General features: G+C 66.5%; 22 protein-coding genes and 1 tRNA gene. 14 read left to right on the top strand and 9 right to left on the bottom strand.

What is annotated here, in order from left to right; translation table 11 throughout:
• The first annotated feature begins 40 nt into the window (after positions 1-40).
• From P1U75_RS07985 to P1U75_RS07955, 7 genes are all read left to right on the top strand, one after another.
• Positions 41-1,249 carry a formate dehydrogenase subunit gamma gene (locus tag P1U75_RS07985; protein WP_300241838.1) on the top strand — a complete coding sequence of 403 codons (1,209 nt, stop codon included), beginning with the start codon at positions 41-43 and terminating at the stop codon, positions 1,247-1,249.
• Positions 1,250-1,275: 26 nt separating this feature from the next.
• A complete protein-coding gene (locus P1U75_RS07980) occupies positions 1,276-1,401 on the top strand; it encodes a hypothetical protein (protein ID WP_300241836.1) in 126 nt (41 codons plus the stop codon).
• Between the two features lie 41 nt (positions 1,402-1,442).
• Complete coding sequence (locus P1U75_RS07975; protein ID WP_300241834.1) at positions 1,443-2,777, top strand: sigma-54 dependent transcriptional regulator; 1,335 nt, start codon at positions 1,443-1,445, stop codon at positions 2,775-2,777.
• Positions 2,778-2,959: 182 nt separating this feature from the next.
• Complete coding sequence (locus P1U75_RS07970; RefSeq protein ID WP_300241832.1) at positions 2,960-3,667, top strand: ABC transporter permease; 708 nt, start codon at positions 2,960-2,962, stop codon at positions 3,665-3,667.
• Complete coding sequence (locus P1U75_RS07965; protein ID WP_366914993.1) at positions 3,660-4,418, top strand: phosphate ABC transporter ATP-binding protein; 759 nt, start codon at positions 3,660-3,662, stop codon at positions 4,416-4,418. The genes P1U75_RS07970 and P1U75_RS07965 overlap by 8 nt, the downstream gene beginning before the upstream one ends.
• A gap of 25 nt (positions 4,419-4,443) precedes the next feature.
• Positions 4,444-5,274, top strand: coding sequence for a substrate-binding domain-containing protein (locus P1U75_RS07960; RefSeq protein ID WP_300241830.1), 831 nt, complete (start codon positions 4,444-4,446; stop codon positions 5,272-5,274).
• Positions 5,275-5,330: 56 nt separating this feature from the next.
• On the top strand, positions 5,331-6,221 hold the full coding sequence (locus tag P1U75_RS07955; protein WP_300241828.1) for a helix-turn-helix transcriptional regulator: 891 nt from the start codon (positions 5,331-5,333) through the stop codon (positions 6,219-6,221).
• A 144-nt stretch (positions 6,222-6,365) separates the two neighbouring features.
• Here P1U75_RS07955 and P1U75_RS07950 read toward each other — a convergent pair.
• From P1U75_RS07950 to P1U75_RS07935, 4 genes are all read right to left on the bottom strand, one after another.
• A tRNA-Thr gene (locus P1U75_RS07950) sits at positions 6,366-6,441 on the bottom strand.
• Between the two features lie 46 nt (positions 6,442-6,487).
• Entirely contained in the window at positions 6,488-8,002 is a 1,515-nt protein-coding gene (locus tag P1U75_RS07945) for a heme biosynthesis HemY N-terminal domain-containing protein (protein ID WP_300241826.1), read from the bottom strand.
• Positions 8,003-8,012: 10 nt separating this feature from the next.
• Positions 8,013-9,311: a hypothetical protein gene (locus tag P1U75_RS07940; RefSeq protein ID WP_300241824.1), complete on the bottom strand. Its 1,299-nt coding sequence runs from the start codon at positions 9,309-9,311 to the stop codon at positions 8,013-8,015.
• A gap of 74 nt (positions 9,312-9,385) precedes the next feature.
• Positions 9,386-10,093, bottom strand: a complete 708-nt coding sequence (locus P1U75_RS07935) for a uroporphyrinogen-III synthase (protein WP_300241822.1) — start codon at positions 10,091-10,093, stop codon at positions 9,386-9,388.
• A 74-nt stretch (positions 10,094-10,167) separates the two neighbouring features.
• Here P1U75_RS07935 and tsaD point away from each other — a divergent pair, with 74 nt between their 5' ends.
• From tsaD to P1U75_RS07915, 4 genes are read left to right on the top strand one after another with little or no spacing between them, the layout of a single operon-like run.
• On the top strand, positions 10,168-11,262 hold the full coding sequence (tsaD, locus tag P1U75_RS07930; protein WP_300241820.1) for a tRNA (adenosine(37)-N6)-threonylcarbamoyltransferase complex transferase subunit TsaD: 1,095 nt from the start codon (positions 10,168-10,170) through the stop codon (positions 11,260-11,262).
• Complete coding sequence (locus P1U75_RS07925) at positions 11,259-12,221, top strand: NAD(P)H-dependent glycerol-3-phosphate dehydrogenase (protein ID WP_300241818.1); 963 nt, start codon at positions 11,259-11,261, stop codon at positions 12,219-12,221. Before tsaD ends, P1U75_RS07925 begins: the two co-directional genes overlap by 4 nt.
• A gap of 1 nt (position 12,222) precedes the next feature.
• The gene (locus P1U75_RS07920) at positions 12,223-12,492 is read left to right on the top strand and encodes a YciI family protein (protein WP_300241815.1); all 270 of its coding nucleotides are present in this window, start codon (positions 12,223-12,225) and stop codon (positions 12,490-12,492) included.
• On the top strand, positions 12,492-12,911 hold the full coding sequence (locus tag P1U75_RS07915; RefSeq protein ID WP_300242189.1) for an EVE domain-containing protein: 420 nt from the start codon (positions 12,492-12,494) through the stop codon (positions 12,909-12,911). The genes P1U75_RS07920 and P1U75_RS07915 overlap by 1 nt, the downstream gene beginning before the upstream one ends.
• Before the next feature lie 56 nt (positions 12,912-12,967).
• On the opposite strand, the gene P1U75_RS07910 is transcribed toward P1U75_RS07915, so the two are convergent.
• Entirely contained in the window at positions 12,968-13,309 is a 342-nt protein-coding gene (locus tag P1U75_RS07910) for a DUF2853 family protein (protein ID WP_300241813.1), read from the bottom strand.
• A 200-nt stretch (positions 13,310-13,509) separates the two neighbouring features.
• A complete protein-coding gene (ahcY, locus tag P1U75_RS07905) occupies positions 13,510-14,904 on the bottom strand; it encodes an adenosylhomocysteinase (RefSeq protein WP_300241811.1) in 1,395 nt (464 codons plus the stop codon).
• A gap of 170 nt (positions 14,905-15,074) precedes the next feature.
• Here ahcY and P1U75_RS07900 point away from each other — a divergent pair, with 170 nt between their 5' ends.
• Positions 15,075-15,668, top strand: a complete 594-nt coding sequence (locus P1U75_RS07900; RefSeq protein WP_300241809.1) for an HD family hydrolase — start codon at positions 15,075-15,077, stop codon at positions 15,666-15,668.
• Here the strand turns inward: P1U75_RS07900 and P1U75_RS07895 are convergent.
• The 3 genes from P1U75_RS07895 to P1U75_RS07885 form a co-directional block, all read right to left on the bottom strand.
• The gene (locus P1U75_RS07895; RefSeq protein WP_300241807.1) at positions 15,665-16,861 is read right to left on the bottom strand and encodes a glycosyltransferase 61 family protein; all 1,197 of its coding nucleotides are present in this window, start codon (positions 16,859-16,861) and stop codon (positions 15,665-15,667) included. The two genes, P1U75_RS07900 and P1U75_RS07895, sit on opposite strands and share 4 nt — an antisense overlap.
• Before the next feature lie 10 nt (positions 16,862-16,871).
• Positions 16,872-17,426, bottom strand: a complete 555-nt coding sequence (locus tag P1U75_RS07890; protein ID WP_300241805.1) for an ActR/PrrA/RegA family redox response regulator transcription factor — start codon at positions 17,424-17,426, stop codon at positions 16,872-16,874.
• Positions 17,427-17,512: 86 nt separating this feature from the next.
• Positions 17,513-18,136 (bottom strand): SCO family protein, encoded by a 624-nt coding sequence (locus tag P1U75_RS07885; RefSeq protein WP_300241803.1) that lies wholly within the window; start codon positions 18,134-18,136, stop codon positions 17,513-17,515.
• 88 nt (positions 18,137-18,224) lie between these two features.
• Here P1U75_RS07885 and regB point away from each other — a divergent pair, with 88 nt between their 5' ends.
• Together regB and P1U75_RS07875 are read left to right on the top strand one after the other, a co-directional pair.
• Complete coding sequence (gene regB / locus P1U75_RS07880; RefSeq protein WP_300241801.1) at positions 18,225-19,631, top strand: sensor histidine kinase RegB; 1,407 nt, start codon at positions 18,225-18,227, stop codon at positions 19,629-19,631.
• Between the two features lie 91 nt (positions 19,632-19,722).
• On the top strand, positions 19,723-21,282 hold the full coding sequence (locus P1U75_RS07875) for a PAS-domain containing protein (protein ID WP_300241798.1): 1,560 nt from the start codon (positions 19,723-19,725) through the stop codon (positions 21,280-21,282).
• Positions 21,283-21,308: the final 26 nt, after the last annotated feature.

Raw genomic sequence — 21,308 nt, 5'->3', positions numbered from 1 at the left:
GGGGGAACCGGAGCTTTTGCCTGACGGATCGAGGACCGGTATGCGCGCTCTTCTCTGCTTTCTGACAACTGTACTGCTGGCCGCCCCGATACTCGCGGCGGCGCAGGAGGCTGTTCCGACCGAAACCGCGCGACCCGACCGCAGCGCTACCGGCGGGGCACAGACCCTGGAAGATATCCTTGCCCGCCAGCGCGGCGAACGGATCGACGACTCCTTCCGCAGCGAGGCGATTGGCGGCTCCGCCGCAACCGTCCCGGCCCTTGGGCCTCTGGGCGGGGCCTCAGACCCCGAGATCTGGCGCGCGCTGCGCTACAACAAGGCCGACGTGACCGCCAGCGCCGGCGGCGATGTCGGCAAGGTGCTGGTCCAGGACGGCGGCATGCGCTGGTACCGCTTCCGCAGGGGGCCGCTGGCGGTCTACGGCGGCTATCTGCTGCTGGGCACCATCGCCGCCCTGGTGCTTTTCTATCTCCTGCGCGGCAAGGTGCGCCTCGACGAGCCGACCACGGGCCGGACCGTCACCCGGTTCCAGGCCATCGAACGCTTTGCCCACTGGATGATGGCGGGCGCCTTCGTCCTGTTGGGCGTGACCGGGTTGCTGGTGTTGTTCGGGCGGATGTTCATCGCGCCCTACCTCGGCAAGGAGGTCAACGCCGGCCTGCTGACCGGGGCGAAATTCATCCACAACAACGTCTCCTGGGCCTTCATGATCGCGCTGGTCATGATCTTCGTCATGTGGGTCTGGCACAATATCCCCAATCGCACCGACCTGACCTGGTTTGCCCAGGCGGGCGGCATCATCGGCAAGAGGCACCCACCGGCCAGGAAATTCAACGGCGGACAAAAGATCATCTTCTGGTCGGTGATCTTGCTGGGCGGATCAATCTCGGTGTCGGGCCTGTCGCTGCTGTTCCCCTTCGCGCTGCCGCTCTTTGCCAAGACCTTTGCCGTGCTCAACGATCTGGGCGTGCCGGGCTGGATCGGCATGGAGCATCTGCCCACGGCGCTCGCCCCGCAGGAAGAGATGCAACTGGCCCAGACCTGGCACGCGATCATCGCCTTTCTGCTGATGGCGATCATCATCGCGCATATCTACATCGGCTCGATCGGCATGGAGGGCGCCTTCGACGCCATGAACAGCGGCGAGGTCGATGAAGCCTGGGCACACCAGCACCATTCGCTGTGGCTGGATGAATACAAGACCAAACAGGCCGGGCGCCCCGGGGGCGCGGCGGGTCCGGCGGAATAGGCCATGCGCAGGGGAGAACGCCAGAAATGAAAGCCATGCTCGCGGGGTTCGCCGCCATGATTTTGATCGGCCTTGGTGCCTGGTTGGCGCTGGGGCAGATGGGATTCTCGGTTGAAGAGGTGTCGTCCGGCCCTAATGTCAGGCTAGAATAGGCTGCGGATTTGCGTCGATCACGGCTGGAACAAGATAAAGCATGAGCAAGACTGACGACTACGGCGGCACCCTGGCCGGGGCGTCGATCCTGGTGATCGACGACGAACCGGGCATGCGCAATTTCCTGTCCAAGATCCTTGGGCCCCGGGTGGCGCGGGTGGAAGAGGCGGCCTCGCCGGCGGAAGCCACCGAGAAACTGGATTCCGCGCATTTCGACCTGGTGATCCTCGACAACATCATGCCGGGCAGCACGGGCCTCGACTGGGTCGCCGAACAACGCCTCAAGGGGCTGTTTGCCGACGTGATCCTGATCACCGCCTATGCCGACCTGGAAACCGCCATCGCCGCGTTGCGGGCCGGTGTCAGCGATTTCGTGCTCAAGCCCTTCCGCGCGAACCAGATCCTCGGCGCGGTGGTGCGCACGCTTGACCGCAAGTATCTGCGCCGCGAAAACACGCTGCTGCGCTATGCTCTGCGGGCGGACAAGGCGCACGGCCCCCTGCTGGGTAAATCCGAACCGATATCAGAGGTGCGCGGAATGCTGGCCAAGCTGGCTCCGTTGACGACGCCCGTGCTGTTCACCGGGGCCAGTGGCACCGGAAAGGAACTTGCGGCCCGCCATCTTCACCGGCTGTCGGACCGGGCCGAGAAACCCTTCGTGGCGGTCAACTGCGCCGCCATTGCCCCCGATCATTTCGCCCAGGAACTGTTTGGCGTCGTCACCGATGACGATCGGCTGAAACCGGGCCTGTTCATGCTGGCCGATGGCGGCATCCTGTTCCTTGACGAGGTGGCGCAGATGCCGGAGCAGATGCAGGCAGCGCTGTTGCGCGTGCTGGAGGATCAGCGCGTCCACCCGGTCGGAGCGGAACGCGAGATTCCGCTGAACCTGCGGTTTCTGTTCGCCACCAACGCCGAGCTTGAAAAGGCGGTCGAGGAGGGGTGGTTCCGCGCCGACCTGTATCACCGGATGAATGTCGTGCGGATCGAGATGCCGCCGCTGCGGGATCGGTCGGAGGATATCGTCGAATTGGCCGCGCTTTTCATGGAGCAATTCTCGATCGCACTGGGCACCAAGGCGCTGGAACTCGACCAGGAGACGCTGCTGAAACTGCGCCGCTACGATTGGCCCGGTAATGTGCGCGAGTTGAAGAACCTGATCGAACGGTCGGTGATCCTGGGCGCCTTCCCCAAGGAATTCGCCGGCGGCGGTGCGGTGACCGGCGCGCAGGCGATCGACAACCTTGACCTGGTGGTGCAGCGACACATGCTGCACGTGCTCGACCTGTGCGACGGCAACCGCGCCGAGGCCGCGCGCCGATTGGGCGTGTCGCGCAAGACCATCGACCGAAAGATGGCGGCCTGGATCAACTGAGTCCAGCCGCCGGAAATTTTGCAGTCTTATGCACTAATTTCAGGATCAAATCTGGACAAAATGCCCCTCAACCCGCGCTCCGCGCCCGGTTTTGGGACATAATGGGCGAAAAAATTTCCTTGATTTCTATAGTTTAGCCGAAATACCCTCTCTTCAGGAAATCATTCGGTGCGAGGGAAATTATGCAGGATCTGGGCGGAGCCTTTGCTCTGGCGTTGTCGCTTGTCCTGTCCGGCGACCCCGATCTGCTGGAAATCGTTTCCCTGTCCCTGCGCGTCAGCCTCACGGCGACGGCTGCGGCCTGCGCGATCGGTCTGCCGCTGGGCGCGCTGATCGCGATCAGCCGGTTTCCCGGGCGCGGCGCGGTGCTGGTGGTGGTCAACGCCCTGATGGGTCTGCCCCCGGTCGTGGTGGGGCTGCTGGTCTATATCCATCTTTCCCGGGCCGGGCCGCTGGGTTTCCTCGGGTTGCTCTACACCCCGACGGCGATGATCATCGCGCAGACGATCCTGATCGTCCCCATTGTCCTGGCGTTGTCGCGGCAGGTGCTGGAGGATCTGCACGCGGAATATGCCGAGCAGTTTCGCTCGCTCTGCCTGACCCAGGTGCAGACCGTTCAGGCGCTGCTGTGGGATGCGCGCTATGCGCTCCTGACCGTCGCGCTGGCCGGGTTCGGGCGCGCGGTGGCCGAGGTCGGGGCGGTGATCCTGGTTGGCGGCAACATCGACCACCTGACCCGGGTCATGACCACCGCCATCGCGCTGGAAACCTCCAAGGGCGCGCTGCCGCTGGCGCTGGCGCTGGGCATCGTTCTGATGGTGCTGGCGCTGGGGGTCAATGCGCTGGTGCAGGGGTTGCGGATGACCGGGGCGAGGCACGCCCATGCCTGACGCCGCGTTCCACGGTCCCGCCGACATGGCCGCGGTCGCCGGGCAGCCCGACTCGCTTTTGCCGTTGCGCGTGCGCGGGCTGAGGCTCGAACTGGGCGGCAAGACGATCCTTGGGGGCTTCGATCTCGACCTGGCGCCCGGGCGCTGCACCGTGATCATGGGCCCCAACGGCGCCGGCAAGAGCCAGCTTCTCAAGCTGCTGCACGGCCTGGCGGTTGCCACGGCGGGAACCATCGACTGGAACGGCACCCCGCCGCGCGAGGCGACGCGCCGCCAGGCGCTGGTCTTTCAGAAACCGGTTCTGCTGCGCCGCACGGTCGCCGCCAATGTCGATTTCGTCCTGAAATCGCGGGGCAAGGACCGCGCCCGCTGTGCCGAACTGCTCGACCACGTGGGCCTTGCCGACAAGGCCGGTCAACCGGCGCGGCTGCTGTCGGGGGGCGAACAGCAACGCCTCGCGCTGGCCCGCGCCCTGGCCACCGACCCCGAGGTCCTGTTCCTCGACGAACCCACCGCCAACCTCGATCCGGCCTCGGTTCTGAGGATCGAGCGGATCGTATCGGAGGCCCGCGACAACGGCATGCGGATCGTCTTCGTCACCCACGATACCGGGCAGGCCCGCCGGATGGCGGATGACGTGGTGTTCCTGCACAACGGGCGGCTGATCGAGCACGCCCCGGCGAAGCTCTTCTTTCCCGTGCCCCGGTCACAGGCGGCGCGGGATTACCTCGACGGCAGAATCGTCGTCTGACCATGACTGACAAGGGAGAAAAGACATGACCACCAGGACAGGGCTGGTTTCGACCGCCGTGGCGCTGCTGCTGGCGCCGATGGGTGCCTTGGCGCAGGAGGGGTCGATCATCGTGCAATCGACCACCTCGACCGCCAACTCCGGCCTTTACGATTACCTGCTGCCGATCTTCGAGGGCGAAACCGAAATCGACGTTCATGTTGTTGCCGTCGGCACCGGCCAGGCGATCAAGAACGCCCGCAACTGCGACGGCGATGTTCTGCTGGTGCACGCCAAGCCCGCCGAACAGAAATTCATCGCCGACGGCATGGGCACCAAGCGCACCGACCTGATGTACAACGATTTTGTCATCGTGGGGCCACCCAGCGACCCCGCAGGCGTCGGCGGCATGACCAATGCCAAGGCCGCGCTGAGCAAGATCGCCGGCGCCGGGGCGCTGTTCGCCTCGCGCGGGGATGATTCCGGCACCCACAAGAAGGAAAGGGCGCTCTGGGCCGAAACCGATGCCGATCCGCTCGCGGCCTCGGGCGGGTGGTACCGCGAAACCGGCTCGGGCATGGGCGCCACGCTGAACGCCGGAATCGGCATGGGCGCCTATGTGATGACGGACCGGGCCACCTGGATCAGCTTCGGCAACAAGCAAGATTACAAGATCCAGGTCGAGGGCGACACGGACCTGTTCAACCAGTACGGCGTGATCCCGGTCAACCCCGCCGCCTGCCCCTCGGTCAACATCGAGGCGGCCCAGGCCTTTGCCGACTGGCTTGTGTCCGGCGTCGGCCAGCAGGCGATCGCGGCCTACAAGGTCGACGGTCAGCAGCTGTTCTTCCCCAACGCGCCCGAACAGGGTAACTAGGCGGGGGCGACGGGGCGGTTTGACGCCGCCCCGCGCCCTGGCCCAGGGACCCAAGGATGACAGACAGACCCACCGCGCCCCAGCCCGAATACCTGACCGTGCGGGAACTGGCCGAGTTGTTGCGCATCAAGGAGCGCAAGGTATACGACATCGCCGCCTCGGGCGCCGTGCCCTGTTCGCGGGCCACCGGCAAACTGCTGTTCCCGGCGCGCGAAATCCGCGCCTGGATCGCGCAGGAAAGCTCGGGGGCGGTGCCCGCGCCCACGCCCCGCCCGCCGATTTTCCTGGGCAGCCACGACCCGCTGCTCGACTGGGCGATCCGGCAATCGCGCTGCGGGCTTGCGACCTTTTTCGACGGGTCGCTGGACGGGCTGGATCGGTTCTGCGCCGGCAAGGGGGTGGCCGCCGGGCTGCACCTCTATAACGCGGCGGCCGATGACTGGAACGTGCCCAAGGTCGCCCGGGACTGCGCCGGACAGAACGCGGTTCTCGTCTCCTTCGCACGGCGCCAACGCGGGCTGGTGACCCGTCCGGGCGGGCCGCGGGTGAACCGTCTTTCCGATCTGCCCGGCTGCCGCGTCACGCCGCGCCAGCCGGAATCGGGCAGCGATGCGTTGTTTCGACACCTTGCCGCGCAAGAGGGGATCGACCCCGACACGCTGGATCTCGCCCCGGTGGCGCGGAGCGAAATGGAGGCGGTGCAAAGCGTCGCCCGCGGCGAGGCCGACGCCACCTTCGGCATGGAGGCGGTGGCGCGGGATTTCGGGATGACCTTCGTTCCGGTGATGGAAGAGCGGTTCGACCTTCTCGTCGACCGCCAGGCCTGGTTCGAACCGCAGATGCAGGCGCTGATGTCCTTTCTCCGCAGCGACACCTTGCTGAATCGGGCCGCCGCGATGGACGGCTACGATGTCACGGGACTCGCAACCGTGCGCTGGAACGGCTGACGGCGAACGGTCGGGCGGCGAATTCTCACCTGCCGGTCCGATGGCAACGATACAACAACCAATATCACGGCGGGCCAAGGGACGGGTGGGAAAGCGACCCTGACCACCAACCACTGGTTCGCTGGCATCTCTGTTTGAAAGAGGTGGTGCCGCTGAAGGGACTCGAACCCCCGACCCCATCATTACGAATGACGTGCTCTACCAGCTGAGCTACAGCGGCCCTGGTGCGGGGCGCTCTTAGCACCACCGCGCGGGGCAGGAAAGGGTTATTTCACCCCGCGTTCGGCCTCCTCCAGCAGTTCGGCCTCCAGCAGTTCGGCCTCCGGCAGATCGGGTTCCGCCTGTTCCGGCGCCTCTGCCTCTTCTGCCTTCGGGGTATCCTCGGGCGCCTCGCGCCGATCCTCCAGCCGTCCGGCGATCAGCGGCAGCATCGCCCCGCCCATCGCGCTGGACAGCTCTGGCATTTTCGGCGTGGTCCAGCTCAGGGTGTCGAAGCTGTGGCAAAATTCGCAGAAGGGCGCCCATTCGGCGTGGATGTGGTTGCAGTTGTCGCAGACCCATTGCGGCCCGCGCGGCGCACTCAGCGCCCGGGCCAGCCAGCCCTGCACCACCTTGTCCGGCGCCCCCTCGCCCCGCTCGATCGCCGCCATCAGCGTCAGCGGACGGGCATCGGCGGCCTTTTCGGCCAGATCGCCCAGCGCCCGGCGCGCCTCGGGGAAATCCTCGGCAACGATGTTCAGCTCGGCCAGCAGCAGCCGAGTTTCCGGATCCTGCGGGTTGATCCGGGTCAGCGTCTGGAACCGCTTGAGCCGTTCCGCCGGGGTCTCCTCCGGGGCGATGGCGGCAAAGGCGGCGGCGAGGTCGGGATGCGGCTGCGCCTCCCATGCCTTTTTCAGCACCCGCACCGCCAGGCGCGGCTTGCCCTGGGCGATATGGGCGCGGGCGGCAAGCGCCGCGGCAGGCACCAGATCGGGCGACAGGCGGTTGGCCTCGATGGCGCGTTCGCGGGCCTCGATCGGCATCTCCTCGTCCATCACCTCGCGCGCCTCGGACAGCGCCAGCACCGCGTCGCGCCTTTTGTACACATCGCGGGGCAAACTCCCCGATTTGAGTTTGGCGGAAAGGGTGCCGCGCGCCCCGGCCCAGTCCTGCGCCCGCGCCTGCAGATCCAGCAGAACGTCCTGCGTCTCCTCATGGCGCGGCCGCAGCGCCAGCGCCCTTTCGGCCAGCTTGCGGGCGGTGTCGCGATCGCCCTCGGCCAGCTTCTGCTTCATGATCCCGCGCACGCCGACGAAACGGGTGGCCTCGTTCGCGACCAGCTTCTTGTAGGTTTCGGCGGCTTTCTTCGTGTCACCGGCCATCTCGGCGGCCTGCGCCGTGAGCAGGTCGGTCAGCTCCGGCTTTTCCAGGTATTTCGCCGCGCGCGCCGCCTTGGCCATGGCCAGCCGCCCCTCGCCCGAGGCCAGCGCCATCATGCCATCGGCCAGCGCCTTGTAGCCGCGCCGCTCCCGTCCCTTGTCGAAGAAACGCGACAGCGCGGTCTCGTCGCCGTTCATGAAACGCCAGGTTGCCAGCAGCAGAGAGGCCAGCTTGAGCAGCAGCCAGAGCAGCACCACCAGCGCCACCAGCGCGATCACTGATTGCAGCGGCCCCAGTGTGTATTCGGTGCCCGCCGCAGTGATCTGCAGACCCCCGCGCATTTCCAGCAGCATCCCGGCCCCAAAGGCCAGGGCGGCGATGATGGCAACGAAGATCAGGATTTTCAGAAGTGACCACAGCATCGCAGGCCCCTCAGTTGGAGTTCAGGCTTTGCGCCAGCGTCTCGGCGGCGCCGAGCGCGGAGAGGCGCAGGCGCGCCAGCGCGGTCCAGTCGGTCAAAGCGGCCCGGGCGGGCTCGGGCAGCGCGGCAATCTCGTCCAGCGCCTGCTGCAGCCGGCCCTGGATCAGCGCCGCCTCGGCCCGGGACAGGATCGCGTCGGGGTCGTCCCCCTCGCGCGGCGCGACCGAGCGCGCGCCAAGCTGGCGGCGCAGAAAACTGCCCAGGCTGCGGTCGGTCTCGACTGTGCCGGCCCGGGCTGCAGCCAGGGCCTCGCGCGCCGCCGGAGGAAAGGTGTCGCGCAGCGCGGCCACGGTCACCACACCGTCGGCGGCAGCGGTCAGCGCATCGGGCAGGGCGATGCCGCCGGCGCGCAGCTCGTCGAGGATACCGCCAAAGGGCGCGCCGCTGTCCAGCGCGCCGCGCAGCCGCGCCACGGCAGCACGGTTGGCGGCAAGCTGCGCGGCCTCCGAGGCCCGGGCCTCGGTTTCGCGGGCCTCGGCGACCATCTTTTCGACCTCGTCCCGCTGGGCGGCCAGCGCCTCTTGCATCGCCGCAAGCTCACGCTCATAGGCGGCAACAGCCTCCGGCGCGGCGCCATCGGTCAGCGGGCGTTTTTCAAGCTCGGTCAGGCGGGTATCCAGCGCGGCAAATTTCTCCGAGAGGCCGGCGATCTTCGCGCCCTGCCCCTCAAGCGCCTCCCCGTTTCCGGCGACCTTGCCCGAAAGCCCGTCGAGCCGCTCGGAAACTGGTGCCAGATCGGGGATGTCGAGGCCGGAGACCCTGCCCTGCAGCGCCTCCAGCGCATCGGATGTCGCGGATACGTCCGATTGCAGCGCGGTGATCGCCGCGCCGGAGGTGCCGGATTTCAGCGCTGCGGGCAGAACCGGGTCGAGGATCTCGGTGCGACCCGCGACAAATCCCAGCGCCGCCGCCAGGACCCCGCCGATCAGCGCCGGGAAGAAACCGCCGCGTTTCTCGATCACCCGCTCGACGGTCTGCGGCGCGGGCTCCACGGCTTCGGCTTCGGCTTCGGCTTCGGCTTCGGCTTCGGCTTCGGCTTCGGCTTCGGCTTCGGCTTCGGCTTCGGAAGGTGCCTCCGCCGCCTCGGTCGGCGTGTCAATCACCGCCTCGGCCGGCGCATTTCCGGATCCACCCGTCGCGGATTCAACCGCGGTCGGGTCTGCCGGTTGTTCCCGCTGTCCGGGACCAGCCTCGGCCTCAGGATTGGTTGCAACGTCCGTATCGGGTTTCGGATCGGTCTTGTCGGCCACCCTGAAATCCCCTCCGATTCTCAAATGATTAGCCCAAAGAACTCGCGCCACACTACTGCGGGGCTTGGGGGGTCTCAACCCGGCGCGGCCTGGCTGACAAGGGTTTCGACCGCCTCCGCCATCGCTGCGGCATCCGGCCGCTTGGCCAGGATCAAGGCACGATACACCATGTTTTCAACGGGTTCCGCTGCGGCCCGGCTGATCGCGGCAAGATAAAGCGGCGCCGCCCCCGCGCAGGTATCGGCAAATTGTCGCGCCGTCCTTGGCGAGAACAGTGGCGCGATCACCGGTTCGGGCCCGTCGAGCGCCGCGCGCGCCGCATCGCCGGGCGCAACCAGCCGCTGATCATAGATCTCCTGCGCCCGGATTTCGATTCCCGCCGCGCCCAGACGTTCGGCGATGGCGCCGCGGGTGTGCCGGCCGCGCAAGTGCAGCAACGGGGCGGGCGGGCGGCGCTCTGACAGGGCTTCGACCAGCGCATCGGCGGTGTCGCAAGTGAGATTCACGGACCATCCGGCGCGGCGCGCTGCCGAGGCCGTGGCCGCGCCCACGCAATAGGCGGGCCCGCTGGGGCGAAGCTCTGCCGCCAGCGCCGCATCAACCCCGTTGGCCGAGGTGAAGATCACCCCTTGCGCGCCTTGCGCTGAACCGGCACCGGGCGACAATTCAATCTCCAGCAGCGGCGAATGGACCACCCGCAACCGGGTCCGGACGGCCGGGTCAAGCCGGGCGACGAACCGCTCGGACGCGGCGCGCGGGCGTGTCATCAGCAGCGTCAGCATCCGGCCCCCCGGGATTGTTTGCCAAGGTCCGGAGTGTTACCTGCGATGGGCATTGGTGGCAACGGCCGGGCAGCATGGCACAGACACTCACGATACTCGGGCTGGAAAGCAGCTGCGATGACACCGCAGCGGCGGTGGTGCGCCAGGGCAGGGGCGCAGCCGAGATCCTGTCCTCCATCGTCTACGGTCAGACCGAATTGCACAGCGCCTTTGGCGGCGTGGTGCCCGAACTGGCGGCGCGGGCCCATGCGGAAAAGATCGACATCTGCGTCGCCGAGGCGATGGCGCGCGCCGGCGTCGGGTTCACCGATCTGGATGCGGTGGCCGTCACCGCCGGGCCCGGGCTGATCGGCGGGGTGCTGTCGGGGGTGATGTGCGCCAAGGGGCTCGCGGCGGCGACAGGATTGCCGCTGATCGGGGTGAACCACCTGGCCGGCCATGCGCTGACCCCCCGGCTGACCGACGGGGCGGCGTTTCCCTATCTCATGCTGCTGGTCTCCGGCGGACATTGCCAATACCTGGTGGCGCGAGGATCGGAGGATTTCACCCGGCTCGGCGGCACCATCGACGATGCCCCGGGCGAGGCGTTCGACAAGGCCGCGCGCCTGCTGGGCCTGGCGCAGCCGGGCGGGCCCTCGGTCGAGGTCGAGGCGAAGGCGGGCGATCCGAAACGGTTCCGCTTTCCCCGGCCGCTGCTGGATCGGGACGATTGCAACCTGTCGTTTTCCGGGCTGAAGACCGCGCTGATGCGCACCCGCGATCAGATCGTGACGGAAAAGGGCGGGTTGACGCGCACCGACCGGGCCGATCTCTGCGCCGGGTTCCAGCAGGCGATTGTCGATGTGCTGGCCGGAAAGACCCGGCGCGCCTTGCGCCTCTATCTTGAGGATAAGCCGCAGGCGCCGCTCTTGGCGGTGGCCGGGGGCGTCGCGGCGAATTCGGCCATTCGTTCCGGGTTAGAGACGGTTTGCGCCGAGACCGGCGTGACCTTTACCGCGCCGCCGCTGCGCCTTTGCACCGATAATGCGGCGATGATCGCCTATGCCGGGATCGAACGGTTCCGCGCAGGTGCCCGCGACGATCTGAGCCTCGCCGCGCGCCCACGCTGGCCGCTGGACCGGACCAGCCCGTCGCTGATCGGCGGCGGCAAGAAGGGGGCCAAGGCATGAGCCTTTCGGTGATCGGCGCGGGTGCCTTCGGCACCGCTCTGGCGATCTCGCTGACCGGAAAGGGCCCTGTCTGCCTCTGGGCGCGGTCACGGGATCATGCGCGCGCCATGCAGACGACCCGGGAGAACGCCGCACGGCTGCCCGGCCACAACCTCCCCGAGGCGCTGACGGTCACCGATGACATCCGCGTCGCAGCTGAAAACCAGACCCTGTTGCTGGCGGTTCCGATGCAGAAACTGCGGGACCTGCTGGTCACGCAGTCCGATGCGCTGGCCGGAAAAACCCTTGTCGCCTGCTGCAAGGGGATCGAGTTGAGCAGCGGGTTGGGGCCGGTCGCAGTGATTGCCGAATGCCTGCCGAATGCGCGCCCGGCGCTGCTGACCGGGCCGAGCTTTGCCGATGACATCGCCGCCGGGTTGCCGACCGCGCTGACACTGGCCTGTGCCGACGATAGACTGGCAAAAGCCCTGCAACAGGGTCTGAGTACCGCCAATCTGCGGCTCTACCGCAGCAGCGACACCATCGGGGCCGAACTGGGCGGCGCGCTCAAGAACGTGATCGCCATCGCCTGTGGCGCGGTGATCGGCGCGGGGCTCGGCGACAGCGCGCGCGCGGCGCTGATGACACGGGGCTATGCCGAGATGCAGCGCATGGCGCTGGCGATGGGGGCGCGTGCCGAGACGCTGGCCGGTCTCTCGGGCTTTGGCGACCTGGCGCTCACCTGCACCTCGGAGGGCTCCCGCAACTTCCGGCTCGGCCTTGCGATCGGCCGGGGCGAGACCTTTGACTCCGACGTCACCGTCGAGGGGGCCGCGACGGCCCGGGCGGTGGCCGCCAAGACGGGCGACATGCGCCTCGACATGCCGATCACCACTTGCGTGGTCGGCTTGCTGGACGGAAAATTCACCCTCGACGCGGCGATGACCGCGCTTTTGACCCGACCCCTCAAGGAGGAATGACATGCTGATCGCCCTGATTGCCCGCGACAAACCCGGCGCCCTGCAGATCCGCAAGGACAACCGCACCGCCCACCTGGCCTATATCGAGGAGACAGGCGTCGTCGCCCAGGCCGGGCCGCTGATCGAGGCCGGAGAGATGGCCGGATCGCTGGTGATCCTGGACGTGGCCGACAGGACGGCGGCCGAGGGTTGGGCCGCGAACGATCCCTATGCCAAGGCCGGCCTCTTCGATAAGGTCGAGCTGATCGAATGGAAAAAGGTGATCGGCTGATGGCCTATTGGCTGTTCAAATCGGAACCCTCGACCTGGGGCTGGAACGACCAGATGGCCAAGGGTGAGGTGGGCGAGGAATGGGACGGCGTGCGCAATTACCAGGCGCGCAATTTCATGCGCGAGATGAAGCTGGGCGACAGGGGCTTCTTCTACCACTCGCAAAAGGAGCGCGCGATCGTCGGGCTGGTCGAGGTCTGCGCCGAGGCGCATCCGGACAGCACCACCGACGATCCCCGCTGGGAATGCGTGAACATCAAGGCGTTGCGCCCGGTGGAAACCCCGGTGACGCTGGATCGGATCAAGTCCGATCCGCGCCTGCAGGACATGGTGCTGGTGAAAAACTCGCGCCTGTCGGTGCAGCCTGTGACCGGGGCCGAATGGGCCGTGATCTGCGGGCTTGGCGGTGTCGCGCCCTGACATCATGACCGGCAGCACCGCGTCGAACGCACGCGGTGCCTATTCGTCAGCGGGCCTCAGCCGTAGACCGACTCCTTGCCGAAATGCTTGGTCAGCATGTAGTAGATCACGGCGCGGTACTTGTTGCGCTCGGACTTGCCGTAGGTTTCGATCGCCTTGTCGATGGCGCCCATCAGCTCCGGCCCGTCCGGCAGGCCCAGCTTTTTCATCAGGAAATTTTCCTTGACGGTCTCCAGCTCGCTGGGCTGGCTGCCGGCCACGGTCGAGGCATCGGCGTTGTAGATCGACGGGCCGCAGCCGATGGTGACCTTGGTCAACAGGTCCATATCGGGCGTCATGCCGCATTTCTTCTCAAGATCTTCCGCGTATTTGGCAATCAGGTCATCGCGCTTACCCATCAGTTTTCTCCCATCGTGTCCGGTCTTTTTAACCATTGTATCGGCGCCAAGATGTCCTGGGGCCGTTCAGGGGAGGTTACCGGCGTTTCCGGGCGGCACAAAGGGATTTTTCCGGCTTTCTTCCCCGTCGGTCCCCGCAACGGGAAACGCCGCGCAGCCGGGGCCGCGCGGCGTCGAAATCGCTCTCGTCTGCCGGCAGATCAGTAGCGGTAATGCTCGGGCTTGAACGGGCCCTCCGGCGGCACCCCGATATATTCGGCCTGTTCCGCGCTCAGCTGGGTCAGTTTCACGCCGATCTTGGCCAGATGGAGGCGGGCGACCTTTTCATCCAGATGCTTGGGCAGGATGTAGACCTCGTTCTTGTACTGATCGCCGCGGGTAAAGAGCTCGATCTGCGCCAGAACCTGGTTGGTGAAGCTGGCCGACATCACGAAGCTGGGGTGCCCGGTGGCATTGCCGAGGTTCAAAAGACGCCCCTCGCTGAGCAGGATGATCCGGTTGCCCGAGGGCATCTCGATCATGTCCACCTGGTCCTTGATGTTGGTCCATTTGTGGTTCTTCAGCCCGGCAATCTGGATCTCGTTGTCGAAATGGCCAATGTTGCCGACGATCGCCATGTCCTTCATCGCGCGCATATGCTCGATGCGGATGATGTCCTTGTTGCCGGTGGTGGTGACGAAGATGTCGGCCGACGCGACCTCATCTTCAAGCAGCACGACCTCAAAGCCGTCCATCGCCGCCTGCAGGGCGCAGATCGGATCGACTTCGGTGACCTTGACCCGCGCGCCGGCACCGCGCAGCGAGGCGGCCGAGCCCTTGCCGACATCGCCATAACCGCAGACCACTGCGACCTTGCCGGCCATCATGGTGTCGGTGGCGCGGCGAATGCCGTCGACCAGCGATTCCTTGCAGCCATACTTGTTGTCGAACTTCGACTTGGTGACGCTGTCGTTGACGTTGATGGCGGGGAACGGCAGGTGCCCTTTCTCCATCATATGATACAGGCGATGCACCCCGGTCGTGGTCTCTTCCGACACGCCCTGGATCAGGTGGCGCTGCTTGACGAACCAACCGGGGCTCTTCTCCATCCGCTTGCGGATCTGGGCGAACAGCGCGACCTCTTCCTCGCTGGTCGGGGTCGCGATCAGGTCGGTCTCGCCCTCTTCCACCCGCGCGCCCATCAGGATGTAAAGCGTGGCGTCACCGCCATCGTCGAGGATCATGTTGGCGCCACCCTCGGCAAAGTCGAAGATACGGTCGGCGTAGTCCCAGTATTCCTCCAGCGTCTCGCCCTTGACGGCGAACACCGGAACGCCGCTGGCGGCGATGGCGGCGGCGGCATGGTCCTGGGTCGAGAAGATGTTGCACGACGCCCAGCGGACATCGGCGCCAAGTGCCACCAGGGTTTCGATCAGGACGGCGGTCTGGATCGTCATGTGCAACGATCCCGCGATCCGCGCGCCCTTCAGCGGCTGCGCGGCGCCGTACTCCTCGCGCAGGGCCATCAGACCCGGCATCTCGGTTTCCGCGATGTCCAGCTCCTTGCGGCCGAAATCGGCGAGCGCAATGTCCTTGACGATGTAATCGGTTGCCATGTGTGTCATTCCCTGAATGCAGTATTTGGCCCGGCTGATACCACCCGGGCGGCAGAGGAACAATGCCTGTGGCCGCAGACTGCCCGACCTGTGGCAAAGCGCCGTTGCGCCGCGCCGCCTGAACGGTCAAAAAGCGGGCGACCGCGACCTCGAACCCGATGGTGACCCCGATGAAACAGCCCCGCGCCTGGCAACGCATGCTCTCCGGCCGCCGCCTGGATCTGCTGGACCCGACCCCGGTGGACATCGAGATCGAGGATATCGCCCATGGCCTCGCCTTCGTGGCGCGCTGGAACGGGCAGACGCGGGGCGATTACGCCTATTCCGTGGCCGAGCATTCGCTGCTGGTCGAGGATCTGTTCGGCCGCATCGCCCCCGAGGCGCCGTTGAAATGGCGGTTGGCCGCATTGTTGCACGATGCGCCGGAGTACGTGATCGGCGACATGATCTCGCCGGTCAAGGCAGCGGTCGGGCCCGGCTATGGCGAGCTGGACGCGCGGCTGGCGGCGGCGATCCATATCCGCTTCGGCCTGCCGGCGACGATCCCGGTCAAGGTGAAACGCCAGATAAAGAAGGCCGACTGTATCAGCGCCTGGATGGAGGCGGTCCGGATCGCCGGATTCGCCGAGCGCGAGGCGGACCGGTTCTTTGGCAAGCCCGACAGGGGGCTGACCGAGGGGCTCGACATTCACCTGCGCCCACCGAAAGAGGTGCGCGCGGCCTATACCGCGAGGCACGCGGCCCTGCTCGCCGAGCTTCGCTAAGAGGCGCTTTCGCCGGTGGTTTCGGTGCGTGCGGCGCGTCGGGCCTGGCGCAGGGCTTGAACGCGGGCCTGCTTGTAGTGGGGCGACTCGACAAAGGCCTCGTTCCCGCCCAGCCCCTTGTCGGACAGGATCTCCTGCCGCTCCGCCTCGCTCAGCACGGGCCAGTCCAGCCCCTTGCGCACGAATCCCGTCTCGCCCAGCGCCCGGCCCAGCGCCGCATGGTTCAGCTCGCCGAACGACAGCCGGTTCGATTTCTTCTGCTTGGCCTTGACCCATTCGGTGCGCAATGCCTCGATCACCACCGGGTTGGAGCCGCAGAAATGCGCCACGTTCTGCGCCAACAGGTTGTTCGCCCCCGACCGGCGCCGCAGAATCATCGCCACCGGCTGATCGGCCCGGCCCACCATGGCAAACAGATGCAGCGCCGAACCATCCGCCGCGATCACCCGCTTCGCCGCCTTGTAGCGGGCCAGCTGGGTAGCGATGTCGTGGTTTTGTGGATGAAAGATCTCGTATCCCTCATCCATCAGCAATTCTTCCAGCCGCTCCTCGCCCAGAAGCCCGCCCTTGCCGAGCCCCAGTTGCGAGCGCGAGATATAGATTTTGTCCGGCCCGTCCGGCGTCACGTCCAGCGCGAACCGCGAATGGATCGCATCGCGGAACTTCTGCGTGCCGGCGGTGATCTTGCCCAGGCCAAATCCCTGACCGGGCACCACCAGCTCCTCCACCCTTGTTGCTTCGGCGGCCACCTTGATCGGCAGGCCGGGCGCCATCAGCCCGATGAAATCAGACTGGAATCCGCGCACGCTCTCGCCGACGCGGGGGCGTTTGGGAATGAACAGGATACCATCCACCGGGGCGTCGAGATGTGCCAGCGCCCAGAGCCGCGCGGTGCTTTCCACCAGGAAATGCCCGAAATGCGCCCAGAGCACCCCACCCCAGAGCCAGCGGCCCGGCAGGGTCGCCATAACCCCATCGGGCTTCGGCGGCTCGGTGGTCAGCGGCCGGTACTTGCGCCAGAGCGCGCCCTGCGGGCAATAGCGCCCGTCACTGTCCAGAACGCCCGCCGGCTGGACAAAAGCGCTTTCTTCCGGCGGCACGACGGTGGCGCCCGTGAGCGTGACGATCTGTTCCGACCAGCCGCCATCGGGCAGCGGTTGGCTCTCGGGTCCCAGTGGATCCGCGTCTGTCATCACCGATCCCTCAGCGCGGGCTGCGCTTGGCCAGAATGCGTTGCAAGGTGCGCCGGTGCATGTTCAGCCGCCGCGCGGTCTCGCTGACGTTGCGGTCGCACAGCTCATAGACCCGCTGGATATGCTCCCAGCGCACGCGATCCGCGCTCATCGGGTTTTCCGGCGGCGGCGGCAACTCGTCCGGCCTGGCCAGCAGCGCGTTGACAATGTCGGTGGCATCCGCCGGCTTCGACAGGTAATCGGTTGCGCCGATCTTGACCGCCGCGACGGCGGTGGCGATGGCGCCGTAGCCGGTCAGAACCACGACCCGGCTGTCGGGCCGTTTCTCGCGCAGCACCTCGACCACATCGAGCCCGTTGCCATCCTCCAGCCGCAGATCGACCACCGCATAGGCCGGCGGCCGCGCCGTGGCGATGGCCTTGCCAGCGGCCACCGATCCGGCCGTCTCGATCTCGAACCCGCGCTTTTCCATCGCCTTGGCCAGCCGCCTCAGAAACGGCTCGTCATCATCGACGAGCAACAGGGATCGGTCCTCCCCGATCTCGCTCAAAGCTGGTCCGGCCATGCGTACTCCTTTGCGGGCTCGCCATATTCTTCATGTCAATGACTAATAGCAGCGCAGGAACAAAGGTCAAACGCCCAAAGCCGCGGCTACATGTTGTCGATAAAACAGCCGATCCCGTCGGCAAGCTGCTCGGGCGTCAGGTCGCGGCGGAAGAACTCGACAAAGCCGTCCTCCGGCAGCACCAGATAGGAAAAGGTGGAGTGGTCGATCAGGTAATATTCCTCGTCCCCCTCCGCCTGGCGCTTGAAATAGGTCTTGTAGGCCTTGCTCGCCGCCTTGACCTGTTCCGGGCTGCCGGTCAGGCCGATCATGCGCTCATGCAGGTTGGCCGCGAAATCGCCGACCACCTCGGGGGTGTCGCGCTCCGGGTCGATCGAGATGAACACCGGGGTCACCATCTTGCCGCGCTCTTCGAGGATGTCGATGGCCTCGGCATTGCGCGAATTGTCCAGCGGGCAGACGTCCGGACAGTAGGTATAGCCGAAGTAGAGCAGCGTCGGGCCGGTGATCACATCGCTGTCCGTCACCGTCCCGCCCTTTGAATTGACCAACTCGAACGGGCCGCCGATCTGGCTGCTGCCGCCTGCGATCTTGGTGGTGCGGCATTGAGCGAACCGGTCGTCATCGCCGGCGGGGCGGCTCACGAACCAGAGGCCGCCCAGAACGACGGCGACGAGAAGGGCGGCAATAATGGCATAGATACGGGTCATGACGGGTCTTTCGAAGCAAGAATTGTTGATCCTTTGGGCCCGGAGACCTATCACCGTCCCCAGCCGATGCAACTGACTTAGGCAATTCATGCCGGAATCCAATGTGGGCATTTGGCGCGGCCAGGAGCGTAGCAGCTGGATCCGGCTGCGCACCCTGATCCTTCTGCGCTGGGTCGCGATCGCGGGCCAGATCGGCGCGATCACCGCCGCCCAGCGCATGTATCACCTGCAGCTTGAGCTGGCGCTGTGCTATCTCGCCATCGGGATTTCGGTCGCCGTCAATATCAGCGCGATGTTCCTGTTCCCCGAGAACAAGAGGCTCTCGGAATTCGAGAACTTCCTGATGGTGCTCTACGATCTGCTGCAACTTGCGTTTCTGCTCTATCTCACCGGCGGGCTGAACAACCCCTTCGCGCTTCTGCTGCTGGCGCCGGTCACGATTTCGGCCAATGTGCTGGGGCTTCGCGCCGCCCTGATCGTCGGCGGCACCGCGATCCTGCTGGTCACGCTTCTGGCCCAGTTCAACCTGCCGCTGCGCACGGCCGAGGGGTTCATTCTGCGCACCCCCGAGATCTTCATCTTCGGCAACTGGGCCGCCATCATCATCGCGGCGGCGTTCATGGGGGCCTATTCGTTTCGCATCAATTCCGAGATGCAGACGATGTCCGAGGCCCTCTCGGCCACCCACATGGCGCTGTCGCGGGAACAGAAGCTGACCGATCTGGGCGGCGTCGTGGCAGCCGCGGCGCATGAGCTCGGCACGCCGCTGGCAACCATAAAGCTCACCAGTTCGGAGCTGATCGAGGAATTGCAGGATCAGCCCGAGTTGCGCGAGGATGCCGAACTGATTCGGCAGCAGGCCGATCGCTGCCGCGACATCCTGCGCGACATGGGCCGCGCCGGGAAAGACGACCTGCACCTGCGCCAGGCCCCGATCAGCGCGGTGCTGCGCGAGGCCGCCGAACCGCACATGCAGCGCGGTAAGGAGATTCATTTCAGCGAACACCCGGGCGAGGGCGCCAACCCTCAGCAGCCGGCGATCCTGCGCTTGCCCGAGGTGATCCACGGGCTGCGCAACCTGATCCAGAACGCGGTGGATTTCGCCGACGCGAACGTCTGGGTCGAGATGAAATGGACCGACGACCAGATCCGGGTCCGGATCATCGACGACGGACACGGATTCCCGCCGCAGGTGATCGGACGTATCGGCGACCCCTTCGTTCGCCGCAGACGAGGAGAGCCGGAAGCCCATGCAAGCACCAACCGGCCCGGCTATGAGGGCATGGGGCTTGGCCTGTTCATCGCCAAGACCCTGCTGGAGCGTTCCGGCGCGTCGCTGAGTTTCTTCAACGGTCTCGATCCCTACAGGACGGTGCCGATCCGCCCCGATCAGAGCGGCGCAATCGTCCAGGTCACCTGGCCACGCAGCAAGATCGACGCGCAACGGGGCGAATTCGCCCTCTCCCCCGGCGCCAATCGTCCGATCGAAATATGACCGGGCGCCGGTCGATTGGGTACAATGGTTAAACGCACGTTAACTTTTTGACCCAAGACTGGCCGACACGCCGGTAACCGGAGACAGCGGCATGATCGACATCACTTTCGGCGAATGGATCGCGCTCGGCGCGATGTGCCTTGTCACGGCGACGCTGGCAGTGCTGTGGCTGACACCGGCGGCCCGCGTACCCGCCTCCGCGCGCGCAGCGCCGGCGGGTTCCGGGCCAAGCCGGGATCCGGTGTTCCTGTTCGACGGCGCCGAATTGATCGACGCCTCCTCGGCCGCGCGGGCAATAGCCGGCGATCCCGGGGACGGCGTCACCTGGCGCGCGCTGCGCGAGGCCCTTCTGCCCAGCTTCCCCAGCTTTCCGCCGGATCCCGCGCAGGTCCGCGACGCCGGCCGCCTCTCGATCCCCTCGCTGGACGGCGACCCGCCGGGCGAGGCGATGTGCGAATGGATCGACGGCATCACGCGGGTGCAGCTGCGCGCCGGTGAACCGATGTCCACAGCCGACCTGCCGCCGCTGGCGCGGGAGCTTGAAATCCTGCGCGCCGCCACCGGCGCCGCCCCCTATCCGGCCTGGCGCGTCGATGACGACGGGCGGGTAACCTGGTGCAACAACGCCTATGCCACGCTGGTCCGCAAGGTGCGCGGCCGCGGCGCCGATACCGCCTATCTGCTGTTCCCGAACCTCTCGGACGATGTCCGCACGCGGCGCAAGCTGCGCCAGTCGGTCACCGTCGAGGGCGAGGGTCACGTCCTGTGGTTCGATGTCTGGGCGATCCGGCAAAAGGACGGTCTGCTCTGCTACGCCATGGACGTGAACGCCGTCGTCGATGCCGAGGCCGCCCAGCGGAACTTTGTCCAGACCCTGACCAAGACCTTCGCGCAGTTGTCCATCGGGCTGGCGATTTTCGACCGCAACCGGCAACTGGCCCTGTTCAACCCCGCGCTGATCGACCTGACGGCGCTGCCGGCCGATTTCCTCTCGGCCCGGCCCAGCCTGCTGAGTTTCTTCGACCGGCTGCGCGACAGCGCGATGATGCCCGAGCCAAAGGATTACAACTCCTGGCGCAAGCAGCTCGCCGACCTGGTCGAGGCCGCGGCCAGCGGCCAGTACCAGGAAACCTGGTCGCTGCCGTCCGGTTCAACCTATTCGGTCAGTGGCCGGCCCCACCCGGATGGCGCTGTCGCCTTCCTGTTCGAGGACATCACAGCCGAGGTCACGCTGACCCGCCGCTTCCGCGCCGAACTGGAACAGAACCAGGCGGTCCTGGATGCGCTGGACCGGGCCATCGCGGTCTTTGCGCCCGACGGCACGCTGACATTCTGCAACGCCGGCTACCGGGACCTTTGGGGGGTGGACCCCGACAGCAGCTTTGCCCAGTTCACCGTGGTCGATGCCACGCGCGGCTGGCAGGACAGGTGCCTTGCGACCCCCATGTGGGGCGAGTTGCGCGATTTCGTCTCCTCGCGCGAAAACCGCTCCGACTGGCGCGCCGAGGTGCGAATGCGCGACGGACGGCTGCTCGACGGCACGGTGCGCCCGATCCAGAACGGCGCCACCATGGTCGAATTCGTCGTCGCTCCATCCCCCGCCGCCGCGACCGGAACTGTCGCGCAACCGGCGGACACTGCGGGCGGCTGAACCCGCTTGCGGCCCGGCGGGCGCAG

The sequence above is a fragment of the Antarcticimicrobium sp. genome (assembly GCF_029212575.1).
Taxonomy (GTDB): domain Bacteria; phylum Pseudomonadota; class Alphaproteobacteria; order Rhodobacterales; family Rhodobacteraceae; genus Antarcticimicrobium.
The sequence above is the reverse complement of the archived record's forward strand: the minus strand, read 5'-3'. Positions and strand labels throughout refer to the sequence as shown.